This is a genomic window from Bradyrhizobium sp. HKCCYLS2038 (genome assembly GCF_051167655.1).
Classification (GTDB): domain Bacteria; phylum Pseudomonadota; class Alphaproteobacteria; order Rhizobiales; family Xanthobacteraceae; genus Bradyrhizobium.
In genome coordinates, this window is the sequence record NZ_JBNPTM010000003.1 from 612,211 (window position 1) to 630,845 (window position 18,635).

At 62.4% G+C, this 18,635-nt stretch carries 29 protein-coding genes and 2 tRNA genes; 14 read left to right on the plus strand and 17 right to left on the minus strand.

The features are described from left to right. Window positions 1-17 precede the first annotated feature (17 nt). The 4 genes from ACQR1I_RS16630 to ACQR1I_RS16645 all read right to left on the minus strand — a co-directional run bounded on the left by ACQR1I_RS16630 (window position 18) and on the right by ACQR1I_RS16645 (window position 2,509). Window positions 18-1,364, minus strand: coding sequence for a PBSX family phage terminase large subunit (locus tag ACQR1I_RS16630; protein ID WP_434888750.1), 1,347 nt, complete (start codon window positions 1,362-1,364; stop codon window positions 18-20). Further along, window positions 1,364-1,846, minus strand: coding sequence for a DNA-packaging protein (locus tag ACQR1I_RS16635; protein WP_434866874.1), 483 nt, complete (start codon window positions 1,844-1,846; stop codon window positions 1,364-1,366). Before ACQR1I_RS16635 ends, ACQR1I_RS16630 begins: the two co-directional genes overlap by 1 nt. A gap of 99 nt (window positions 1,847-1,945) precedes the next feature. Continuing rightward, window positions 1,946-2,410: a hypothetical protein gene (locus ACQR1I_RS16640; RefSeq protein WP_434866873.1), complete on the minus strand. Its 465-nt coding sequence runs from the start codon at window positions 2,408-2,410 to the stop codon at window positions 1,946-1,948. A gap of 20 nt (window positions 2,411-2,430) precedes the next feature. Continuing rightward, window positions 2,431-2,509: transfer RNA gene (locus tag ACQR1I_RS16645), tRNA-Met, on the minus strand. Between the two features lie 412 nt (window positions 2,510-2,921). On the opposite strand from ACQR1I_RS16645, the gene ACQR1I_RS16650 reads away from it, so the two are divergent. After that, entirely contained in the window at window positions 2,922-3,524 is a 603-nt protein-coding gene (locus tag ACQR1I_RS16650; RefSeq protein ID WP_434866872.1) for a hypothetical protein, read from the plus strand. 440 nt (window positions 3,525-3,964) lie between these two features. On the opposite strand, the gene ACQR1I_RS16655 is transcribed toward ACQR1I_RS16650, so the two are convergent. The 8 genes from ACQR1I_RS16655 to ACQR1I_RS16690 all read right to left on the minus strand — a co-directional run bounded on the left by ACQR1I_RS16655 (window position 3,965) and on the right by ACQR1I_RS16690 (window position 7,040). Further along, on the minus strand, window positions 3,965-4,885 hold the full coding sequence (locus tag ACQR1I_RS16655; RefSeq protein WP_434866871.1) for a hypothetical protein: 921 nt from the start codon (window positions 4,883-4,885) through the stop codon (window positions 3,965-3,967). Further along, entirely contained in the window at window positions 4,885-5,109 is a 225-nt protein-coding gene (locus ACQR1I_RS16660; RefSeq protein WP_434866870.1) for a hypothetical protein, read from the minus strand. Before ACQR1I_RS16660 ends, ACQR1I_RS16655 begins: the two co-directional genes overlap by 1 nt. Window positions 5,110-5,182: 73 nt before the next feature. Further along, window positions 5,183-5,383, minus strand: coding sequence for a hypothetical protein (locus ACQR1I_RS16665; protein ID WP_434866869.1), 201 nt, complete (start codon window positions 5,381-5,383; stop codon window positions 5,183-5,185). After that, window positions 5,380-5,538: a hypothetical protein gene (locus ACQR1I_RS16670; protein ID WP_434866868.1), complete on the minus strand. Its 159-nt coding sequence runs from the start codon at window positions 5,536-5,538 to the stop codon at window positions 5,380-5,382. Before ACQR1I_RS16670 ends, ACQR1I_RS16665 begins: the two co-directional genes overlap by 4 nt. A gap of 12 nt (window positions 5,539-5,550) precedes the next feature. Next, window positions 5,551-5,835, minus strand: coding sequence for a hypothetical protein (locus ACQR1I_RS16675; protein ID WP_434866867.1), 285 nt, complete (start codon window positions 5,833-5,835; stop codon window positions 5,551-5,553). Further along, complete coding sequence (locus ACQR1I_RS16680; RefSeq protein WP_434866866.1) at window positions 5,832-6,365, minus strand: helix-turn-helix domain-containing protein; 534 nt, start codon at window positions 6,363-6,365, stop codon at window positions 5,832-5,834. Before ACQR1I_RS16680 ends, ACQR1I_RS16675 begins: the two co-directional genes overlap by 4 nt. A gap of 21 nt (window positions 6,366-6,386) precedes the next feature. Continuing rightward, entirely contained in the window at window positions 6,387-6,749 is a 363-nt protein-coding gene (locus ACQR1I_RS16685; protein WP_434866865.1) for a hypothetical protein, read from the minus strand. 123 nt (window positions 6,750-6,872) lie between these two features. Next, window positions 6,873-7,040 (minus strand): hypothetical protein, encoded by a 168-nt coding sequence (locus tag ACQR1I_RS16690; RefSeq protein WP_434866864.1) that lies wholly within the window; start codon window positions 7,038-7,040, stop codon window positions 6,873-6,875. 308 nt (window positions 7,041-7,348) lie between these two features. Between ACQR1I_RS16690 and ACQR1I_RS16695 the strand changes: the two genes are divergently transcribed. The 13 genes from ACQR1I_RS16695 to ACQR1I_RS16755 all read left to right on the plus strand — a co-directional run bounded on the left by ACQR1I_RS16695 (window position 7,349) and on the right by ACQR1I_RS16755 (window position 14,326). Further along, window positions 7,349-7,663, plus strand: a complete 315-nt coding sequence (locus tag ACQR1I_RS16695; RefSeq protein WP_434866863.1) for a hypothetical protein — start codon at window positions 7,349-7,351, stop codon at window positions 7,661-7,663. Between the two features lie 369 nt (window positions 7,664-8,032). Then, the gene (locus ACQR1I_RS16700; RefSeq protein ID WP_434866862.1) at window positions 8,033-8,437 is read left to right on the plus strand and encodes a hypothetical protein; all 405 of its coding nucleotides are present in this window, start codon (window positions 8,033-8,035) and stop codon (window positions 8,435-8,437) included. A gap of 2 nt (window positions 8,438-8,439) precedes the next feature. Further along, window positions 8,440-9,141, plus strand: a complete 702-nt coding sequence (locus tag ACQR1I_RS16705; RefSeq protein ID WP_434866861.1) for a SprT-like domain-containing protein — start codon at window positions 8,440-8,442, stop codon at window positions 9,139-9,141. Between the two features lie 36 nt (window positions 9,142-9,177). Beyond that, window positions 9,178-10,026, plus strand: coding sequence for an ERF family protein (locus ACQR1I_RS16710; RefSeq protein ID WP_434866860.1), 849 nt, complete (start codon window positions 9,178-9,180; stop codon window positions 10,024-10,026). 3 nt (window positions 10,027-10,029) lie between these two features. After that, on the plus strand, window positions 10,030-10,995 hold the full coding sequence (locus ACQR1I_RS16715) for a hypothetical protein (protein WP_434866859.1): 966 nt from the start codon (window positions 10,030-10,032) through the stop codon (window positions 10,993-10,995). Window positions 10,996-11,008: 13 nt separating this feature from the next. Next, window positions 11,009-11,617, plus strand: a complete 609-nt coding sequence (locus tag ACQR1I_RS16720; RefSeq protein WP_434866858.1) for a lambda exonuclease family protein — start codon at window positions 11,009-11,011, stop codon at window positions 11,615-11,617. A gap of 26 nt (window positions 11,618-11,643) precedes the next feature. Beyond that, the gene (locus ACQR1I_RS16725; RefSeq protein ID WP_434866857.1) at window positions 11,644-11,883 is read left to right on the plus strand and encodes a hypothetical protein; all 240 of its coding nucleotides are present in this window, start codon (window positions 11,644-11,646) and stop codon (window positions 11,881-11,883) included. Beyond that, window positions 11,877-12,005: a hypothetical protein gene (locus tag ACQR1I_RS16730; protein ID WP_434866856.1), complete on the plus strand. Its 129-nt coding sequence runs from the start codon at window positions 11,877-11,879 to the stop codon at window positions 12,003-12,005. The genes ACQR1I_RS16725 and ACQR1I_RS16730 overlap by 7 nt, the downstream gene beginning before the upstream one ends. Next, window positions 12,002-12,418: a recombination protein NinB gene (locus ACQR1I_RS16735; RefSeq protein ID WP_434866855.1), complete on the plus strand. Its 417-nt coding sequence runs from the start codon at window positions 12,002-12,004 to the stop codon at window positions 12,416-12,418. The genes ACQR1I_RS16730 and ACQR1I_RS16735 overlap by 4 nt, the downstream gene beginning before the upstream one ends. Further along, window positions 12,408-12,623: a hypothetical protein gene (locus ACQR1I_RS16740; protein ID WP_434866854.1), complete on the plus strand. Its 216-nt coding sequence runs from the start codon at window positions 12,408-12,410 to the stop codon at window positions 12,621-12,623. The genes ACQR1I_RS16735 and ACQR1I_RS16740 overlap by 11 nt, the downstream gene beginning before the upstream one ends. After that, window positions 12,620-13,021 carry an HNH endonuclease gene (locus ACQR1I_RS16745; RefSeq protein ID WP_434866853.1) on the plus strand — a complete coding sequence of 134 codons (402 nt, stop codon included), beginning with the start codon at window positions 12,620-12,622 and terminating at the stop codon, window positions 13,019-13,021. Before ACQR1I_RS16740 ends, ACQR1I_RS16745 begins: the two co-directional genes overlap by 4 nt. Next, window positions 13,018-13,296 (plus strand): hypothetical protein, encoded by a 279-nt coding sequence (locus tag ACQR1I_RS16750; RefSeq protein ID WP_434866852.1) that lies wholly within the window; start codon window positions 13,018-13,020, stop codon window positions 13,294-13,296. The genes ACQR1I_RS16745 and ACQR1I_RS16750 overlap by 4 nt, the downstream gene beginning before the upstream one ends. Next, window positions 13,268-14,326: a tyrosine-type recombinase/integrase gene (locus ACQR1I_RS16755; RefSeq protein ID WP_434866851.1), complete on the plus strand. Its 1,059-nt coding sequence runs from the start codon at window positions 13,268-13,270 to the stop codon at window positions 14,324-14,326. Before ACQR1I_RS16750 ends, ACQR1I_RS16755 begins: the two co-directional genes overlap by 29 nt. 893 nt (window positions 14,327-15,219) lie before the next feature. Here the strand turns inward: ACQR1I_RS16755 and ACQR1I_RS16760 are convergent. The 5 genes from ACQR1I_RS16760 to plsX all read right to left on the minus strand — a co-directional run bounded on the left by ACQR1I_RS16760 (window position 15,220) and on the right by plsX (window position 18,612). Continuing rightward, a tRNA-Pro gene (locus tag ACQR1I_RS16760) sits at window positions 15,220-15,297 on the minus strand. Window positions 15,298-15,416: 119 nt separating this feature from the next. Further along, window positions 15,417-15,980: a MerR family transcriptional regulator gene (locus ACQR1I_RS16765; protein WP_434866850.1), complete on the minus strand. Its 564-nt coding sequence runs from the start codon at window positions 15,978-15,980 to the stop codon at window positions 15,417-15,419. A 112-nt stretch (window positions 15,981-16,092) separates the two neighbouring features. Then, window positions 16,093-16,446 (minus strand): integration host factor subunit alpha, encoded by a 354-nt coding sequence (locus ACQR1I_RS16770; protein ID WP_434866849.1) that lies wholly within the window; start codon window positions 16,444-16,446, stop codon window positions 16,093-16,095. 133 nt (window positions 16,447-16,579) lie between these two features. Further along, window positions 16,580-17,554: a beta-ketoacyl-ACP synthase III gene (locus ACQR1I_RS16775; RefSeq protein WP_434866848.1), complete on the minus strand. Its 975-nt coding sequence runs from the start codon at window positions 17,552-17,554 to the stop codon at window positions 16,580-16,582. Beyond that, window positions 17,551-18,612 (minus strand): phosphate acyltransferase PlsX, encoded by a 1,062-nt coding sequence (plsX, locus tag ACQR1I_RS16780; RefSeq protein ID WP_434866847.1) that lies wholly within the window; start codon window positions 18,610-18,612, stop codon window positions 17,551-17,553. The genes ACQR1I_RS16775 and plsX overlap by 4 nt, the downstream gene beginning before the upstream one ends. Between the last annotated feature and the right edge of the window lie 23 nt (window positions 18,613-18,635).

Here is an 18,635-nt window from a genome sequence, read left to right on the forward strand (position 1 = left end):
ATCTTCCCCCCTCGCGCCTACGCGCTTTCCCAAGATCCAGAGCCGGAGCGCCCGCGATTGCCCGAGTAAGGCTTGCGCCCTTCCGGCTTGCCCGGCGGTTCGTCATAGACGACGCACATCAGCCCGTAGGCGTCGGCGCCATGGCTCGACCAATCGTGTGAAGGCCCGAGGCCCACGTTGCGGTCATCGTTCGAGCGCTTTTCGTGGTAGTAGCCGAGCGCATCCCGGCCATCGGCCGTTGCTTCCTCAGCGAAGAACACCCGGTTGAAGACGCGGCGCGCGGTCTGCACACGCGACATGGCCGCGCCGACGCCTTGGTTCGGGATGACGATCACATCCCATTCACCATTCGCCCCAGCGTCGCGCAGCCCGCTTTCGTAGGAAGTCGCGTGTACCTTGTCGCCTTGCGCGCCATCGTGCGGCAGGTAGACGGTTGCGCCTTTGTTGAATTTGCGCTCCCGCATCCAATCGACGTAGAACGAGAGCGGTTGCCCCTGCGCTTCGAGGTAGTCCAGCACGTTGATTTTCTGGCCGACGAACTGCGCAGCCCACACCGCGCCGGCATCGGCCCGAAGCCCCGTGCCGCCGATATCGAAGAACAGCCGGATTGACGCGTAGGGATCGCGAGGCAGGAAGCCGATACGCCCGTCGAGCTTAGCTTGCGCCAGATCCCTGGCGAAGTATGCGCCTTCAACGACCGTCCGCATGCCGCCTTCCCAAATCCAATCGTATTGGTCGGGCCGGTTGGCGAGATCATCGCGCCGCGTCGTGTCAAGGATCGCCGGAAACCACGGGTTATCCCGCCAGTTCAGCTCTACGATTTTCGCGCCGGCCGGCGGCTTCTCGCGGAAGCGCAGATGCGTGGCGCTCTTCTTCCGCTCCGGATTCCACGTCATCCAGATTTCGGCGCCGACCTCGCGAAAGGTGGGGATTGCTTTGAGCCAAGCCAGCTCCGAAACCGGCTCCGCTTCATCGACCCACAAGAGCAGAATGCGCGCTTTTGACTTGATGCTGTCCAGATTGTGCCGCAATCCGACAAACGCGAACGAGATCTTGCCGCATTTGGTGCGAATGTAGTTCGCACCGACGTCGAAATGAGCCGCAAGCCATGGCGTCGAAGCAATCGCCGCCGCAACTTCGGCGAACGAGCTATCGGCCAGCGAGTTCATGAACTCACGGCCGCACACGACCAGCCCCGAGCGCCCAGCCTTCGCCCACATATGAGCGCGGACAGCTGCCATCAGCGCGAACGTGCGCGTTTTGCCCGAGCCGCGCCCGCCATAGGCGCCCCGATACATCGCCTCACCCGAGAACACGGGCACGAGCTTGGGCGGCAACGGGATTTGCACCTTGCCCGCCTGCATCACGGCGCCCGATCAGGCATAGGAGCCGGGACGAGCTCGATTACGCTAACCTCGTGCTCGATCGCGCCGCCATTCGGCCCGGAGTGCTCGGACTTCTCCGCCAAGCCGAGATCACGCGCGATGATTGCCGGGTTCAGCAGCTCAGCCGCGGCGCCCTGGAATTTCTGCGTCCGGATAATCTCATCCGCGCGCGTACAGATGTCAGCAAAGCCTTCGCGCTTGCGATACTCGCCCCAGGTCTCGCGCGAAATATCCAAGAAGATGCAAAGACCTGAGACGGTCATCGCGCGCATCTTCGGCAAGTCGGCCATTTGCACGCCGTCCTTGGACGAAAACGCCTTGGTCTCATAGAGCGGGTTGGCTTCCACCCAATCGAAATACTCGCAGCAAGCCGCCCACAGCTCGTCAGCCGACGAGAACAGCGGGTTGCGCCCGTGAGACGAGCGGGCTTGCCAAAAGCTATTTCCGAGAGGTGCAGCCATCAGAAGAACCGGACAGCCAGGCCAAAGAGCGCCAGCGAAGCGAGGAGCGCGGCGAGGCCGAGCGCGGCGAATGAACGGATTCCGTGAATGTTCATCGGATCACAGCTCGTTGGTGAACTGGCCCATGACCGCAAGGAAGTCGTCAGTCTGGCCGTCGATCTTGTCCGCGAAGTTGCCGACGGACTGGAGCGCGTCACGCTGGCGCTGCAACGAGACCTGAAGGCGCGCGACGTTCGCCGCCTGAGCCTCAGCCATGAGCCGAACATGGCTTTCCATGATCTGCGCCACGGATTGAGCGACCGTGCCGGTATGGCCCGCAGGCGCGGTAACGGGGGCAGCAGGAGCGACGACAGCGGCCGCCGGCTTGTCGGGGATCATCGAGAGCGGCGGCAGCTTGATTGCATCGCGCACGGCCGCCTCAATATCGGAGTTTGAGGCCGCGGCATCGACCGAGGCCGAATAGGTGCCCCAGCGCAGCAGAATGCGCCCGCCCTGCAATTCCATCGACAGGTTTTCGATACCCGCAACATCAGCAAGCCGCGCCTTGAGATCCGCAACGCTCATCCCGAGCCCTCACAAGAGAATGGTTGCGGGGACCGGATTTGAACCGGCGACCTGGGCGGCATGAACGCCCCGAGGAGTCCGAACAGCTCCACCCCCGCACGAAACGAGAGAACGCCCAGCCTCTCCCCACCTCAAGGGCTCGACCTTGTTAGTAACCTGAATTGGTGGGAAAACCGCTGTTCTGGCTGGCTGAATCTAGAGGGGCGCGAGAAGGTCGACAGACGACGCTCCACGAAACGTCAAAGGCGGACGTCGTTCTTAGAAAGAAAACGACGATTTTACCGATCAACCTTATCCGTTGTCGGCCGATCGAGCCGCCTCGGCCCGAACGCCACGTCAGGTCCAGCTAAAAACCAATATCGCGGCGTTCCCAAGAGTTTAGGCCGTTTAACGGCCGGGACGCCTCGGCCGAGATGCTCGGTAATGCTGGCTCTTTGAAGGGTTGATTTTGGCACCCTCACGGGTACCATGTAATTTATTTAACCGCATCGGTCCTAGTTCGAGACGAAGCATGCCCACTCCTTTCGATGCACTGCTAAGAACACGTGAATCAATCTTGAACTTCGAAATTGACGGTAGGTGGAGCACGTTCGATTTTGTCGGATTGTTGAGTGCGGTCTCGAACCTGTACGTTTGGTTTACCGCCCCCGGCAAAGGTGCAACCGAGGAGGACGCGAGGTGGGCACTCCTAACTCTTCTTCGTGGAGAGATCCTGGACCATGATGGACTGTTCTCTATCAGTGCTATGAACATGCCTCGGATCGCGAGCATCTCCTATGCTTCCCCTGGTGGGATAAACATTCTGGGCTTGGGGGAGTGCTTTAAGCAGGTAAAGGAGTTCATCCAGTATTTTATAGATAGAGACCTGCACCGCCAAAAGTTGGCGTTAGAGAATGCCACTGCTGCGTTTGAGCTAAACAAGAAGACCATGCAACACTTGCAGAAGGTTTTGAAGGACGCCAAGAGGGCAAAGTTACTTACCGATGACCAAGCTCATGAGCTCTCCCATGAGCTACTGATGCGGGAGTTGCCTCATCTGCGATTGATTGGAAAGAACATTGAGCTCAAAAAGATTGTAAGCATACAGATCCGTGAGGTCGATCCGACAGGATGAGGTGAATACAACTACCGAACCGACCTATGCGCGGCCTCCATGCTCATTCTCTCTCCGACACCATATCTAGATCGACTCGATGCCAACAGTCCGCTGTCCGAGCCCCGGCTTAGGCGAGCGCCATGCGTAGGAGACGCAGCCCGTCCTTAGAGGACGGCTCTGCGAAGGACTCCTGACGGTAGTCACGCACAACCCATCACCGGCGCGGCGAACATCAATTCGTCAACCACCTCCTGAACGGGGGGTAACCGGCGTTGTCCATCCGCCCGCCGCGATCCCCTCACGAGAACCCCGGTCCAATCCTGCGGCCAAAGTAGTGAAACGCCTTCCGACCCGACATGGACGATAAGCCCCGGTATCTGCAGAACTACCGCCGCGCCTAACTCAGCGAGGGCCCGCCGGTAATCGGCCTGAATTTCAGCTGTCGTCATTTCGTCCCCTTACGCCGCGGCCGCGGCCGAAGCCCCCGACAATTTCTGCCCTTCAGCTGAAAGCCCGTGCCGCGCCAGTAATTCAGCGGACGCACGGCAGCCGGTCATTCCCGGCTCAGGCCCGGCCCAGCGCGACCACCGGCCCGACCGCGCGAACATCCGCACCGCGTCCTCAAGCTGCGCAGCCTCATCGGCCGCAGACGGGGGCGCAGCAGCGACCGCCGCGTGATCGTTCCACCGCTGCTGATTGAGCCAGGTCATCGCCTGCGGAATGAACCGCGTGCCGATGTTGCCGCGCGCAGCCTCGTCGGCACCCAACTTGCGGGCAGCGTTGATCACCGCTTGCTGATCAACCCCGGCCTTCACCAGGGCAGCAAACTTGGCTTCAGCCGGCTTGCGAGGGTTTGGCCCATCACGGCGGGGGTAAGCCTTCCAGAACTCATCAAACCGCGAGGGCTCGCGCGCCGGGCGCGACGCGCCAGCGTCCGACCGAGAGCCTGTTTCTGTATCTGCTTCTGCTCTGTTCTGTTCTGGGGGCGTTCCAGTAACGGCCGCTGTAACGTTACACTCACCGTCACCTGTAGCGTTCCCGCATTCAGTCACGGCGCCGTTACGCTGCTTTTCCCTGAAACGCTTCACCCGGTCGTTCGAGGTGTCGCTTTTGAATTGCCGCGCGCCCCAATTGTGCGGCGCCAGCCCTTCCGGATCCGCATCGAGCAAGCCAGCCGCCTGGAGCCCTCCCAGGACGGCCGCAGCGCGCTCCTCATCCATCCGGAGCATGAAGGCGACATCAGAGACCGCCGGCACGCGGCCGCCATTCTTGGAGGCGCAGCACAGCACCGCGACCCAATGCCAGCGCATCGCCTCCGGAAGCCTCATCACCTTCGGATCGTTGATGACGTCCGAATACATCCGAAACCACAGCGACATCAGCGCACCGCCCTGCGGACCGCCGACCAATCGCCGGGCATCGCTTCCAGAGCTTCGCAGACCGACTGCGCATCGAGATCGTACCAGCCTCCGGCAAGGTGGTAGCCGGACAGCTCGGATTGCATCGCCTCCGCGATCCGCCGAGCTTCAGCACGCGAGGCGAAGTCATACTGACCAAGCAATGACACTTCGCGATCTGCGCTCGATTGCATCGCTTCGAGCATCGATCGCGGGAACGCCGCGGCCGCGACCTTGCAAGGCCCATCCTCGCGCCCGAACACGCACACGCTAGTCACCTCAGCAGGCCGAAGCATCGGGCCCCCCTTTTGTATCGTACGATGCAATGATTTCCGCAGCCCCGTGCGGTATCTGGATTTCGATGCAGGCAAGCCGATCGCGGCCGGCCATCTGATCAGCGAGCGAACGGCTCGCGTAGACAGCGCCCATCGCTCCGTTGAGCGGCCGATAGACATTCACCCAGGCGCGCAGCCGCTTCATCTTGTGGGCTCACGAAGCCGCGCAAGGCGGTTTGCCACGTCGCTTTCGCGCATGCGCAGCAGCCGAGCGATTTCGAAGGTGTTGAGGCCCAAATCCCACAGGGCCAGAATTGCGCTATCAGCGATCAGCGCGCGAGTTTCCGGACGATCCGACACCACCGACGCACCTCAGTCCGCATACGAGCGGATCGGCGCGGCCTTTGCGTAGCTCTGCCGCGTCTCGAAAAGGCCAGCGTGCTCCGGATTGCGCGCGGCGAACCATCGCGCCAGCGGCGCCGACCAATTGTTGTTGACCTTGAAATCACGCTGGCCGCGCTCAACCTGCATATGCCAGCGAATGCGGTGCAAAATCGCGTCTGCCGAGTAGCGAAACCAGCCCGCGCCGACCAGTTCGAGCGCCACACGCTCAAACTGGCCGCAGACTTCGGCGGGGACGCCTTCCGGGCTACTCATTCGTCGCCCCCGGTAATCAGCCGGAACAGCAATGCGATGTCGTGGCAGAGATCGGCGTCGAGCAGCATCAAGCGGGCGATCTTGTCGCGCCCATAAAGCACCGTGGTGTGATCGCGGCCGAAGTGACGGCCGATCGTCGGCAGAGAGTACGGCGTCAGCTGCGAACAAAGGTACATGGCGACTTGACGCGGCCGGACAATGTGTCCGGTCCGCCGAAACGACATGATTTCGCGGACATTGACCGCGTAGAACGTGGCAACCGTCCTCACGATTGCTTTCATGCTTGGGTGGGTCGAGTAGTCGGGCAGCCAGGTCAGACGCGGAGCCGCGCTGGCGTCATCGAGCTCGATCGGCATACCGGGCTCTTCGAATTGCCCCACCGTGCCCGGAATTGCGCATGGCAGCTGGTCCTGCGGCTGCACATCTGCCGACTTAGCCGCCGCAAGGGCGTCCGCCTTCTCAGCGATTGCCGCATGAAACTTGCGGCGCCGTTCGATTGCCTGGATTTGCGTGCGAGTGAGCGAGATCATTGCGCCCCCCGCACAAACACATCATTCGGCGCCACCCTCACCGCACAGGAGCTGAGCCACCCGCTCAAGGCGATCAATTTCCGCGCGAAAGAGATGCGGATCCTTTGCATTCATAGCCCCTATCAATTCCCGATACTTCCCCACAAGCGCCAGCGCTTCCCCTCGCGCCGCCACGATTTCAGCAGCTCGCCGGACATCGCGCGCCGCGTGATGGTCCGGATCCACAATCTCGCCGTACCAGAGACTTTTCACCGTCCGGGCCGACACCGTTTCAACGCGCGTTTTCAGCGCGTCCTTGACCGCCTTCGGCACACGAGAAAGCCAGCTTTCCCGCGTGTCGCCCCACCTTCGGGGCCCTGCCAGGGTTCCGATTTCCTTACGCATACAACTAACTCCGGAACGCTTTTCCGACCTTTGGAACGCTCACGACCTAACCATGCGACCATGAGCGCCAATGACAATGAACCACTCAGCTTTCAGCCGCTCGCCGCGTTTGCAGCGAGACTGTTAAACCCGCATCAAAAGCAGGATCACAAAGGCCGAGCCGACGACGACGCCCAACAGCGAGCCGACGAGCAGCGCGCATACGTCGATCGCCGACTGAGAGAACTTGCCGCATTCGAGCGCAGAGCCGCCGGAGAGATCACACGCATTCGGAAAAGGTGATCCGATCATGCGGCCACCTTCGCGCGGGCCTTGATGCCCCACAGATCCGGCGACGCCGAAAGGCCACGCTCGGCAAGCGCGTGAGTGATCTTGAGTTGAGTCCTCCAAGGGAAAGCGCCGAGTGTCTTCCACATGGAGACAGCCTTGGATCTTGAGCCCGTCAGATCCGCAACGGGCCGGTTGCCGCCGAGCGCTGCAATGACATCAGATGTTGTGCCGAGAGGTCCCATACGCGGACCATAAACCAAATTATTTGGCTAAACAACACCCAAAAATTTTTCGTGGCGAATTGAAGCCGGCAGATGCACATTTCGCGAATGTCTGAGGTAGACGAGACCCCCGAAGCGATCGCCGATCGACTGCGCATGCTCCGGATGCTCATCTCCGGAACAAGCCAGCCGGCGTTTGCCGCTCGCCTCGGCATCGAGACCAGGCGATGGAATAATTTCGAACGCGGACTGCCCCTCTCAAAAGAGGTCGCAATCCGCATTGTGAAGACGTTTCCGGATATTACGCTCGACTGGCTGTTTCTGGGCCGAACCGACAGCCTGACGCTAAAACGTCAACGGGAATTGGAGGAATTATCCTCTCAATTGCCCGAAGGTCCCGCCTCGCAGCGCTCCCGAGCCTGATCAGGAACGAAGAGAAACTCTCGAACCAACCGGGCGCAGAGATCCAAGACGATCAGCGCATCCACCTGCCCCTCTGGCAACTGCGCAGCAAGCTGCACCGCCAAACGGCGATGCCAATCCTTTTGTTGCATACAAACTCCCCCGTCGTCACGTTCCGACTCCCACACCATCGCCCCACGCCAAGATTGATGAAATATTAACGCGTTGCAATACCATGTTACCTCTTATGGTTAATTGATACCATCGAGCCGTTGGGCCTCCAGCGCCCCTTCACGACGACTCTTGTAGCCAAATTTTTTGGCTACCTCCATTGCTAAACCAAATTTCTTGGCTATCATGCCTCCATCGCCCTCCGATGGAGACGCCGCAATGTCCGGCTCTTATTACTCTGCGAACCCGCACCACGCCCGGCCTGACCGTTCAGAGGAGCGCGAGCGCCAGGAGAGCGCGGAAAACTCAGCTTTCTGGTACTTCAAGAGTTCAACTAAGCGGCAGAAGGCGGCCTTTGATGCCGCGATGGCGCGCGCCGCAACGCTGAACGGTGGCGCCCATCATGTCGCCAAGCAGGCCGCGCATGAGGCATGGCACAGCACCACCGCCGACGCTCGCGCCCTCTACGAGGAGACCGTGGCGGAGATCCTTCGCACCGGCGAGGTTTCCGAGGAGACAGGCGACCGTTGGCAGGAGGTCGAAGACGCCGCCGAGGCCCGCGCCCGTGCCGCTACGATCATGGCGCAGTTTGACGCAGCTATCAGCTCGATCAAGGCGGCCTGATCATGACCGGCGCCGTTGCATCGTACGAAACAAAAATCCCCTCGGATGCCGGCCCGACCGTCACGAACTATGGCGAGTTGAACCGCGCGTATGACTTCTTCAACGATCGGCTTTTCGGCGGGGAGCTCCCCCGCTGCCTGATCACGATGCAGCGGCATAAGGGCTCCTACGGCTACTTCTGCCCCGAGCAGTTCGGCTCGCGTGACGGCGAAGTCGTGGACGAGATCGCCCTCAATCCCGTGCACTTCTCCACTCGCACCGTGCGGCAGACACTTTCGACGCTGGCGCACGAGATGGCGCACCTCTGGCAGAAGCATTTCGGCAAGTATCCGCGCCGCGCCTACCACGACAAACAGTGGGCGAAGAAAATGCGCGAGATCGGCTTGCAGCCGTCATCTACGGGCATGCCCGGCGGCAAAGAGACCGGCGCGAAGATGTCCCACTACATCGTAGATGACGGGCCCTTCGCGCGCGCCTTCGCCGAGTTCGAACAGCTCGGAATGAACGAGCTTTTCGGCGATCGGCTCCGCATCAGCGAGAGCGAAGCCGCCAAGACGGCCCGCGAGAAGAAGAAGGCCAGCAAGACCAAGTTTACGTGCCCAGGCTGCGAGTTGAACGCATGGGCCAAGCCTGACGCCCGGATCATGTGCGGCGATTGCGAGACGCCCATGGAGCCCGAGGAAACCGAAGGCGACGACGACTAACCGCTCTAACAACTCACATCACGCGAGAATCACCGCATGTCATCGGTTGAAATTGTCACCCCCGAGCCGCCCAGGCGCCGCCGCTCGCTTGACGGCCGCGCCATCCAGAAGCAGGCACACGGCGCCCCCGTGGCCGCACAGTCCGCCGGGGCGCTCGATATTGTCCGCGCGGCCATGGCAACGGGCAACGTCGAAATGCTCCGCGAAGCGGTCGCACTGGCGAAGGAATTGGACGCGATCGCCGCCCGCAAGGCGTTTGATCGCGCCATGTCTGAAGCCAAGGCGCATATCCCGGTTATCCGGAAAAACCGCCGAGTGGCGTTCGAGAGCCGAAAGGGCGGCGCGAATACCGACTACGCGCATGAGGACATGGCCGAGATCGCGCGCACGGTTGACCCGATCTTGGGCGAGCACGGGCTTTCGTATCGCTTCCGGGTGTCGTCGAAGATTGGCGAGCCGGTCTCAGTAACCTGCATCGTCACGCACCGGGACGGCCACTACGAGGAAACCACCCTGGACGCCGGCCGTGACGACAGCGGCAACAAGAACGCAATTCAGGGCGTGGGTTCAACCATCACCTACCTGCAACGCTACTCGCTGAAGGCCGCGCTTGGCCTCGCAGCGTCTGCGGATGACGACAGCCGCGCCACCGAGGCCGCGGACGAGCCGCCGGCCTACGCGCCGCTGCCCGGCTCGATCACCGACGAACAGGCCGCCTATCTTCGCGAAGCCCTGGAGGCGAAGGGCGCAAGCGAGCGCGCCTTTATCCAATTCGCGGCGAGCAAGGGCCTGTTCACCAACGGCCGCAAGCACCTCATCGCGGAAATCCCGGCCGAAAAATACGGCTTCTGCGTCAACGCCATTGCAGGTTTTCGGAAGGCTTAACCCATGAACGCTGTTGTCACCCTCGAAACCATCCTTGAGCCGGCCCCCGTCCCGGCCATCATCGCCGCGACCCTGTTCGGCACTGGACAGGTTGAAACCGTGCTCACCGCGATCGAGACCCAGGTACGCGGCACCTTGACGGACATTTCGACGGCCGCCGGCCGCGAGGCCGTGAAGTCGCTCGCCTACAAGATTGCCCGCTCCAAGACCATCCTTGACGACATGGGCAAGGAAGCCGTTGCCGACATCAAGGCGCAATCGGCCAAGATCGACAAGGAGCGCAAGACGCTCCGCGACCGCCTGGACGCTCTCAAGGACGAGGTGCGCAAGCCGGTTACCGACTACGAGGACGCCGAGCGCGAGCGCATCAACGGCCATGAAGCCGCGCTTGTGGACATCATCAACGCCGGCCGCCTCGCCGCTGGCCAGCCCGCCAATCTGATCCGCGGCGTTATCGAGACCGTCAACCGCTACGCCGGCCGCGACTGGCAGGAATTCAACGAGCGCGCCACGGCCGCAATTTCGGAGGCTATCGCCCTGCTCGCCGCAGCGCTGGCAGCCGCCGAGCAGCGCGAGCGCGACGCCGCCGAGCTCGAACAGCTGCGCCAGGAGAAGGCCAAGCGCGAGGCGCAGCAGCGCGCCGAGGAGGCTGCGCGGCAAGCCGCCGAGTTGGAGCGCCAGCGCGCCGAGTTGGCGGAGAAGTGGAAGCAGGATGCCGAGGAGCGCGCCCGCATCGCCGCCCAGGAAGCGGCAGCACGCGCCGTCGAGGCGGAACGCTTGCGCGTCGCGCGAGAGAAGGCCGCGCAGGAGGTCGCCGACCGCAAGCGCGCAGAGAACGCGCGCCGCCGCAACAAGGTCCATAGCGAGATCCTGACGGCCCTCAGCAACCACCTGGAGCCGGAGCTTGCCGCCGACCTCATCAAGACCATTGCCGCCGGGGGCATCCCCCACGTCTCCATCACGTACTAAGGGGCCAGGACCAATGCAGATTGTCGAGTGCGAGCAGAACAGCGAGGAATGGTTGCGCGCCCGCATGGGCATCCCGACCGCCTCCGCCTTCTCACAGCTTCTGGCGAAGGGCGAGGGCAAGACCCGCAGAACCTACATGCTCAAGCTGGCCGGCGAGATCATCACCGGCGAGCCCGCCAAGAGCTTTTCCAGCGAGGAGACGGAGCGCGGCCACGAGTGGGAGCCCGAGGCGCGCGACCTCTACGCCTTCGAGACCGGCGCAGACCTTCACCGTGTTGGCTTCGTCAGGAACGGCCGCAAGGGCTGCTCGCCTGACAGCCTGATCGGCGAAAACGGAGGCTTGGAGATCAAGACCGCCGAGCCTCACATCGTCATCGACATCATGCTGAAGGACGAATTCCCTTCGAAGCATGTTGCCCAGGTGCAGGGAACGCTTTGGGTGACCGGCCGAGAGTGGTGGGACTTGCTGATCTACTCCCGCAATATGCCGCCCTTCATCAAGCGGGCGCACCGGGACGAGCGCTACATTCAGAGCCTCGCAACCGAGGTGGACCGCTTCAACGCCGAACTTGACGCCGTGGTGTCACAGATCCGCAAGAGCGGCGAACGGGTGGCAGCATGAGGACGAACCCGAAAAGACCGTTCATCGTGTCGCACGAGCGGGCGTTCCGCCCCCTCGCCCGGTGGCTCAAGGAGCGCGGTTGCAACGCCTACAGCTACGACGATGGTCAGACCATCCGCGTCGGCTACGACACGAAGCCGGAGAGTGATTGGGGCGGACGCTACACGCCGAAAGGCCGCCTCATCGTCACAAAGCCCGAGCTTTTCGAGCAGACGTGCAAGACGATCGAGCGCGCCTACGGCTGGCCGGAGAACGTCGAATGCTGACCGCATCCCTGCTTGCCGCACGCGCGGCGATCATCCTTTGGGTGCAGATCGCCGTCATTCCGTTCGAGATCGCGCACGACGCGATTGACGCAGAGCTTCGCCGCCAGGGGATCGAGCAATGACCGGACGCGCGCAGATCGTTTTCAACAGGCCCGCCGATCGCGCGCTTGCGCGGTCGTGGATTGATCGCGCGCCGCCGGGAACCCGCGTCGAGTTCAAGGGGCCACAGCGGACGCCCGAACAGAATGACCGCATGTGGGCGATGTTGACCGACATTGCCCGACAGAAGCGCATCAACGGTAAGCGCTATTCCACCGATCAGTGGAAGGTGATGTTCCTCAAGGCATGCGGCCAGGAGGTGCAGTTCATCCCTTCGCTGAATGGCGAAAGCTTCATCCCTTACGGCCACTCGTCTTCCGATCTCTCCGTGCAGGAAATGATCAACCTGATTGAGTTCATGTTCGCATGGGGCGCCGAGAACAACGTGGTTTGGAGCGATCCGAAGTTGACGGAGGGTAGCCAGGATGCAGCGTAAAAAGCCGCAACAGCTGATGCTCGACGTCCGCATGTACGTGATGAACTGTGGCCCGTTCGGAGCCGTCGAAGTGCAAGCGGGGACGCGATCAGCGGCCAAATATCAGGTCTTCAAGCAGGCACGCGAAGCCGGCTATTTCGACAAGCCGAACGGCTTCCGCGAATTCCTTTCGCGCGGGTGGCATCTGATGGAGTTGCGCCATTGAGCGAGACCGCCCGCAGCGTCAAGGAATGGATCGGCAAGACGCCGGACAGCCGGCCGCCGCCGCATGTCAAGCTGAGGATCTTTGAGCGCTACAAGGGCCGCTGCCACTGGTCCGGGCGCGTCATCAGGCCCGGCGATCAATGGGACGTGGATCACGTCAAGGCGCTGATCAACGGAGGCGAGAACCGCGAGAGCAACATGGCGCCGATCCTCCGCGGCAAGCCGCACAAGGAGAAGACGGCCCAGGACGTGGCCGAGAAGGCGAGGAACTACCGCAAGCGAGCGCGGCACGTCGGGCTCACACCCACGCCCCGCAGCAAGATTAACAGCCGCGGATTTCCGAAGGCCGAGCCTCAGCGCAAGGCGTCATCGCCGGTCAACAAATGGAGGGGATTTTGAAGGACAACCTAAGCCACATTCGGATGATGCAGGCGCGCGTGCTCTCGAAGGCAGAAGCCGCAACATATTGCGGCTGCAAGACGCTCGCCGCCTTCGATAGCTGGCGAGCGAAGGGCATCATTCCCGACGCGCTACCCGGGACTAATCGATGGGATCGCAAAGCCCTTGATATTGCCCTGGACCGCGCGAGTGGCCTTGTGACAGGCTCTGCAGAGTTGACCCCCTACCAACGTTGGAAGGCCGAGAATGCCGCGCATCAAGCGAAAGCCTCTTAGGCTGAAGGGCGTCAAGCGCACCACAAAACGCATGGCCGATGGCACTGTGAAAGTTTACTATTACCACCGAGCCACCGGCCTGCCACTCGATGAGAGTCGGCTGGTCGAAAGTTATGCCGAAGCCGAAAAAAGGAAAAAACGCGCGGGCGGCAAGACACTGACCGATCTGATACGTCACTTCGATCAATCTGAGACCTTTGCGAAGCTCAGCGACGAGCACCGTAAGCAATACGTCTGGAAGCTGGCGCGGATCGAGAAGAAGTGGGGATCGGTTCCTGAGGAGACTTTCAACAATGCTGACGACGCCGACGCATTCGCAGCCGATGCGCTCGCATGGCACCAGGAGCTTGGCAAAACCTCTCATCGGTCGGCCGACAACCTTATGAGCGCGCTTTGCCGCGTGCTATCGTTTGCGAGGGAAAAGCGCCGAATCAAGCACCACCCGATCCCCTCGTTCGAACGCCTCTACAAGAGCAACCGGGCCGACAAGATATGGTCCGAGGAATTGCAGCAACAGTTCATCCGCACTGCTCGCCCCGCGATGCAGACCGCCATGATCCTCGTCCGCAACACCGCCATGCGTGCGTCGGACATCCGAAAATTTGCGTGGACCCGCTACGACGGCGAGCGCGTCCAGATCCGCTCAAGCAAGACTGGGAAGTGGCTCTGGATCCCCGCAACTCGCGAGCTTAAAGCCCATCTCGACGGCCTCAGCCGTGCCGGCGCGTTGGTTATGCTCACTCAGACCGGCAAAGCCTACACGAGGCGATATTTCAATGAGCATTGGCGCGAGGACGCCGACGCTGTGAATGCCGGAGAGCTGAATTTTCACGACAACAGGGGCACTGCGGCAACGTTACTTGCCGAGGCCGGCGCCACCGCGCCAGAGATCGCCGAGGCGCTGACCTGGACCGTGGATAAAGCGCAGCGCATCATTGACACTTACCTTGCCCGGCGGGGCGTGCTGGCGTCAAACGCCGTTGCAAAGCTGGAAGATCATCGCGACAGAATCGCCAGACGCGAAAAATAGCAAAGAAGCACCCCTGAGGTGAGACAGCGCCCAGCAAAAGGGCGAATCCACTAAAAAGTGGACACAAACCTGTTCGCCCTACGGCGCTTCTGGTACAAACGATTCTCGGACGCTCTCCAGCGAATCACGACCGTCAGCCACTCCCCTTCGTCACAAGTTTGGGGTGCAAGTGCCCCCAAGGGGCGACGGCCTGTTCCGTCTGATTCGAATGGAGAGACTGATGTCAAAAACTCGGCGTCTGTGTCCGTCTCACATGCCGGTCCACGTGGTCGAATACCTGAGATTCAGGTTCGGCAAGTGGGAGTCCGTATGTGAACACTGCCGCGGAAGGCGCAGCCGCTAGGCCGCACCTTCCCGACAGTCTGCTCAGACTTGGGGCCCCTTCGGGGGCCCTCTTTTTTCCCGCGTACGGGATTCAAAGACGATTGCTCAGTGAAGCGAGCGCCGATGCCGAGACGCAGGGCCGGTACAACGGCATATTGTTCGAGGCGGGGAAGGCTGGCCGAGCAACACTTAACGCACGATTAACGTACGCGTTCGCTGCCACAACGTAGTCCTCCCAAGCGCGGGCGTTTTTCCGCTCGCTGTTGCGTTGAATCACTAACTTTTTTCAAACATACGGCACAACTGAAATCGCAGCAACTTTCTGCATAGCTCAGAACGCGCAATTGCAATGAGACCATGGCTTTCCCATCGGACGTTGCTCAACGGCAACTGTTTAGAAACATGAACTGCATCCGTAGGATTGAAATCCGCCCTGAAACGGCGATCCCATCATTTGCTTGATCAGGATTTTGGGGAACGGACGGTGCTCAAGATTGGCAACCGCTCGGCAACTGGCGGTTCTCCTAGAAACCATATCGAAGAAACGGCATTGAATGTATTGAAAAAAATGGTCGGAGCGGCGGGATTCGAACCCACGACCCCTAGTCCCCCAGACTAGTGCGCTAACCGGGCTGCGCCACGCTCCGATGGCCGTTCCTCTAGCCGTGATCCGGGCCCGATGCAAGGCACGGCGGCCGGGTTTCATGGGGGGATGCTGACCGGGGTCTTCGAAGTCCCTCGCTGCCCGGCTTCCCATGCGACCGCCTCAGACCTCTTTCATCGCGCGGTCCAGCAGCGCGCGGCAGTCGAGCAGCGCCTTGAGCACGCCTTCGAGCCGTTCGCGCTCTTCCGGCCGGATGCCGGCACGTTGCGGCGGGCCGACGCGGAAGGTGTCGAGAATGTCGTCCTCGGTCTCGACGAAGCGGAAATCGATGCCCTCCTCGTCGGAGGCCTCCTCCTCCTCGTCCTCCGATTCGACCTCGGCCTCCTCGACCGGCTCCTCCTCCATGAGGGCCGCGCCGAGCGTCTCCTCCAGCGCGCCGAACGAGACCGCGGCGGAACTGTCGGCGAGCCCCTGCACCGACTTGACGCCGTGCTCCTTGAGGATCCGCTGCACGCCCTTGATGGTGTAGCCTTCGCCGTACAGCAGGCGGCGGATGCCCTTGAGCAGGTCGACGTCGTCGGGCCGATAATAGCGGCGGCCGCCGCTGCGCTTCATCGGCTTGATCTGGGCGAACCGGGTTTCCCAGAACCGCAGCACGTGCTGCGGGATGTCGAGCTCCTGAGCGACCTCGCTGATGGTCCGAAACGCGTCCGGCGCCTTGTCCAAATGCCCGTTCCCCGTGCTGGCGAGTTGAGGAGACTACGCGGAACGCGTCGAACGCAACACGACCGTCCTGATCAGGCGGTCAAGCTCAACGGCCGCTGTCGGCCGCGCCGCCCTATTCGGGCTCGGCGCTGAGCTCGTGGCTGGCCTCGCCGTTCATCTTGCCGACGCTCTGGCCGTTGATGCGCTGCTTGAGGATCGCTGACGGCTTGAACACCATCACCCGCCGCGGCGAGATCGGCACCTCGGTGCCGGTCTTCGGATTGCGTCCGATCCGCTGACCCTTCTTGCGCACCATGAAGGAGCCGAACGACGACAGCTTCACCGTCTCGCCCCGCTCGAGGCAATCGGTGATCTCCTTCAATACGAGCTCGACGAAGGCGGACGACTCCGTCCGCGACAGGCCCACCTTCTGGTAGACCGCTTCGCAGAGATCAACGCGTGTGACTGTCTTGCCGGTTCCCGTCATCGCCTGCCCCAACTCACGGCGAATAATTCGCTTCGGAAATTAAGAGGTTAAGGGGCGGTGGTCAACAGGAGCGTGAAGCTGGAACCGACCGATTCGCCGCTTTTCGTCCGCTCTCCCCCGCCCAGCCCGCCGTCTACCAGCGGACCAGCGCCGATCCCCAGGTGAATCCGCCGCCCATCGCCTCGAGCAGCACCACATCGCCCTTCTTGATGCGGCCGTCCTTGACGGCGACGTCGAGCGCCAGCGGGATCGAGGCCGCGGAGGTATTTCCATGCCGGTCGACCGTCAGCACGACCTTTTCCGGCGCGATGTGCAGCTTGTGCGCCGAGGCGTCGATGATTCGCTTGTTGGCCTGGTGCGGCACGAACCAGTCGATGCTCTCGGCCGATTGGCCGGTTGCCTCGAAGGCGTCCACGATCACGTCGGTGATCATGCCGACCGCGTGCTTGAACACCTCGCGGCCCTCCATCCGCAGATGGCCGACGGTCTGCGTCGAGGACGGACCGCCATCGACATAGAGCTTGGCCTTGTGCCGGCCGTCAGAGCGCAGATGCGTGGTCAGCACGCCGCGGTCGTCCGCGCTGCCGTCCTGCTCCTGCGCGTCCAGCACCAGCGCGCCGGCACCGTCGCCGAACAGCACGCAGGTGGTGCGGTCGTTCCAGTCGAGGATGCGCGAGAAGGTCTCGGCGCCGATCACCAGCGCCCGCTTGAACGAGCCGCTGCGCAGGAAATTGTCGGCGGTCGCCAGCGCAAAGACGAAGCCGGAGCACACCGCCTGCAGATCGAACGCCGCGCCGTGATGAATGCCGAGCCCGTTCTGCACCGCCACGGCGGTCGCCGGAAAGGTGTTGTCCGGCGTCGAGGTGCCCAGCACGATCAGGTCGATCGACTGCGGATCGACATCGGCGGCAGCCAGTGCCGCGCGGGCGGCATTGATCGCGAGATGGGAGGTGAACTCGCCGTCGGCTGCGACATGGCGCTCACGAATGCCGGTACGCTGGACGATCCATTCGTCCGAGGTCTCGATGCGGCTTGCGAGTTCGGCATTGGTCACGACCCGCTGCGGAAGATAGGAGCCACAGCCGAGCACGACCGAACGAATTGTCACGAGACAGCCTCCTGGGCGACCGGTTCCGACGCCGATGCGCCGCCGTCGCGATTGAGTGTTTGAATGATCTTGGTCAGGAGATCGGTGCGGGCCATCTCATAGCCAACCCTGACAGCCGAGGCAAAGCCCTCGGCATCGGTTCCGCCATGGCTCTTGACCACGAGGCCCTTGAGCCCGAGCACCACGCTGCCGTTGGATTTGCGCGGGTCGAGCCGGGCGCGCAGCGCGGCGAAGGCGCCTTGCGCGAACAGATAGCCGATCCGCGCCAGCCAACTCGCCTGGATGGCGCCGCGCAGGAAGTCGGTCACCTGGCGGACCGTGCCCTCGGCCGTCTTCAACGCAATGTTGCCGCTGAAGCCTTCGGTCACGACCACGTCGGCGGCGCCCTTGCCGATGCCGTCGCCCTCGACGAAGCCGATATAGTCGAGCTGCGGCAGATTCATCGCCCGCAGCTGCTCGGCCGCCTCGCGGATCTCCTCGTGGCCCTTCATCTCCTCGACACCGATGTTGAGGAGGCCGACCGTCGGCCGCGGCTTGTTGAACAGCACGCTCGCCAACGCGCCGCCCATCACCGACAGCGCCACGAGATGATTGGCATCGCCGCCGATGGTGGCGCCGAGATCGAGCACGACCGACTCGCCGCGCGCGGTCGGCCAGATCGCCGCCAGCGCCGGCCGGTCGATGCCATCGAGCGTGCGCAGGCAGAACCGCGCCATCGCCACCAGCGCCCCGGTGTTGCCGGCGGACACCGCGACATCGGCCTCGCCCTTTTTCACCGCTTCCAGCGCCAGCCACATCGACGAGGTCTTGCGCCCGCGCCGCAACGCCTGACTCGGCTTGTCCTCCATGCTGACCGCGACATCAGTGTGGATGACGCGCGACACGGCCTTCAGGCGCGGATACTGGTCGAGCTCGGGGGTGATCTTGGCGCTGTCGCCGAACAGCAGGAATTCCGCACCGGGATGGCGGCCGAGCGCGATCGCGGCACCGGGAATGACGACCGCCGCGCCGAAATCTCCGCCCATGGCGTCCAGCGCGATTCGAACCTTTTGAGGCATGACGTCCCGGAAACCTGATCTCT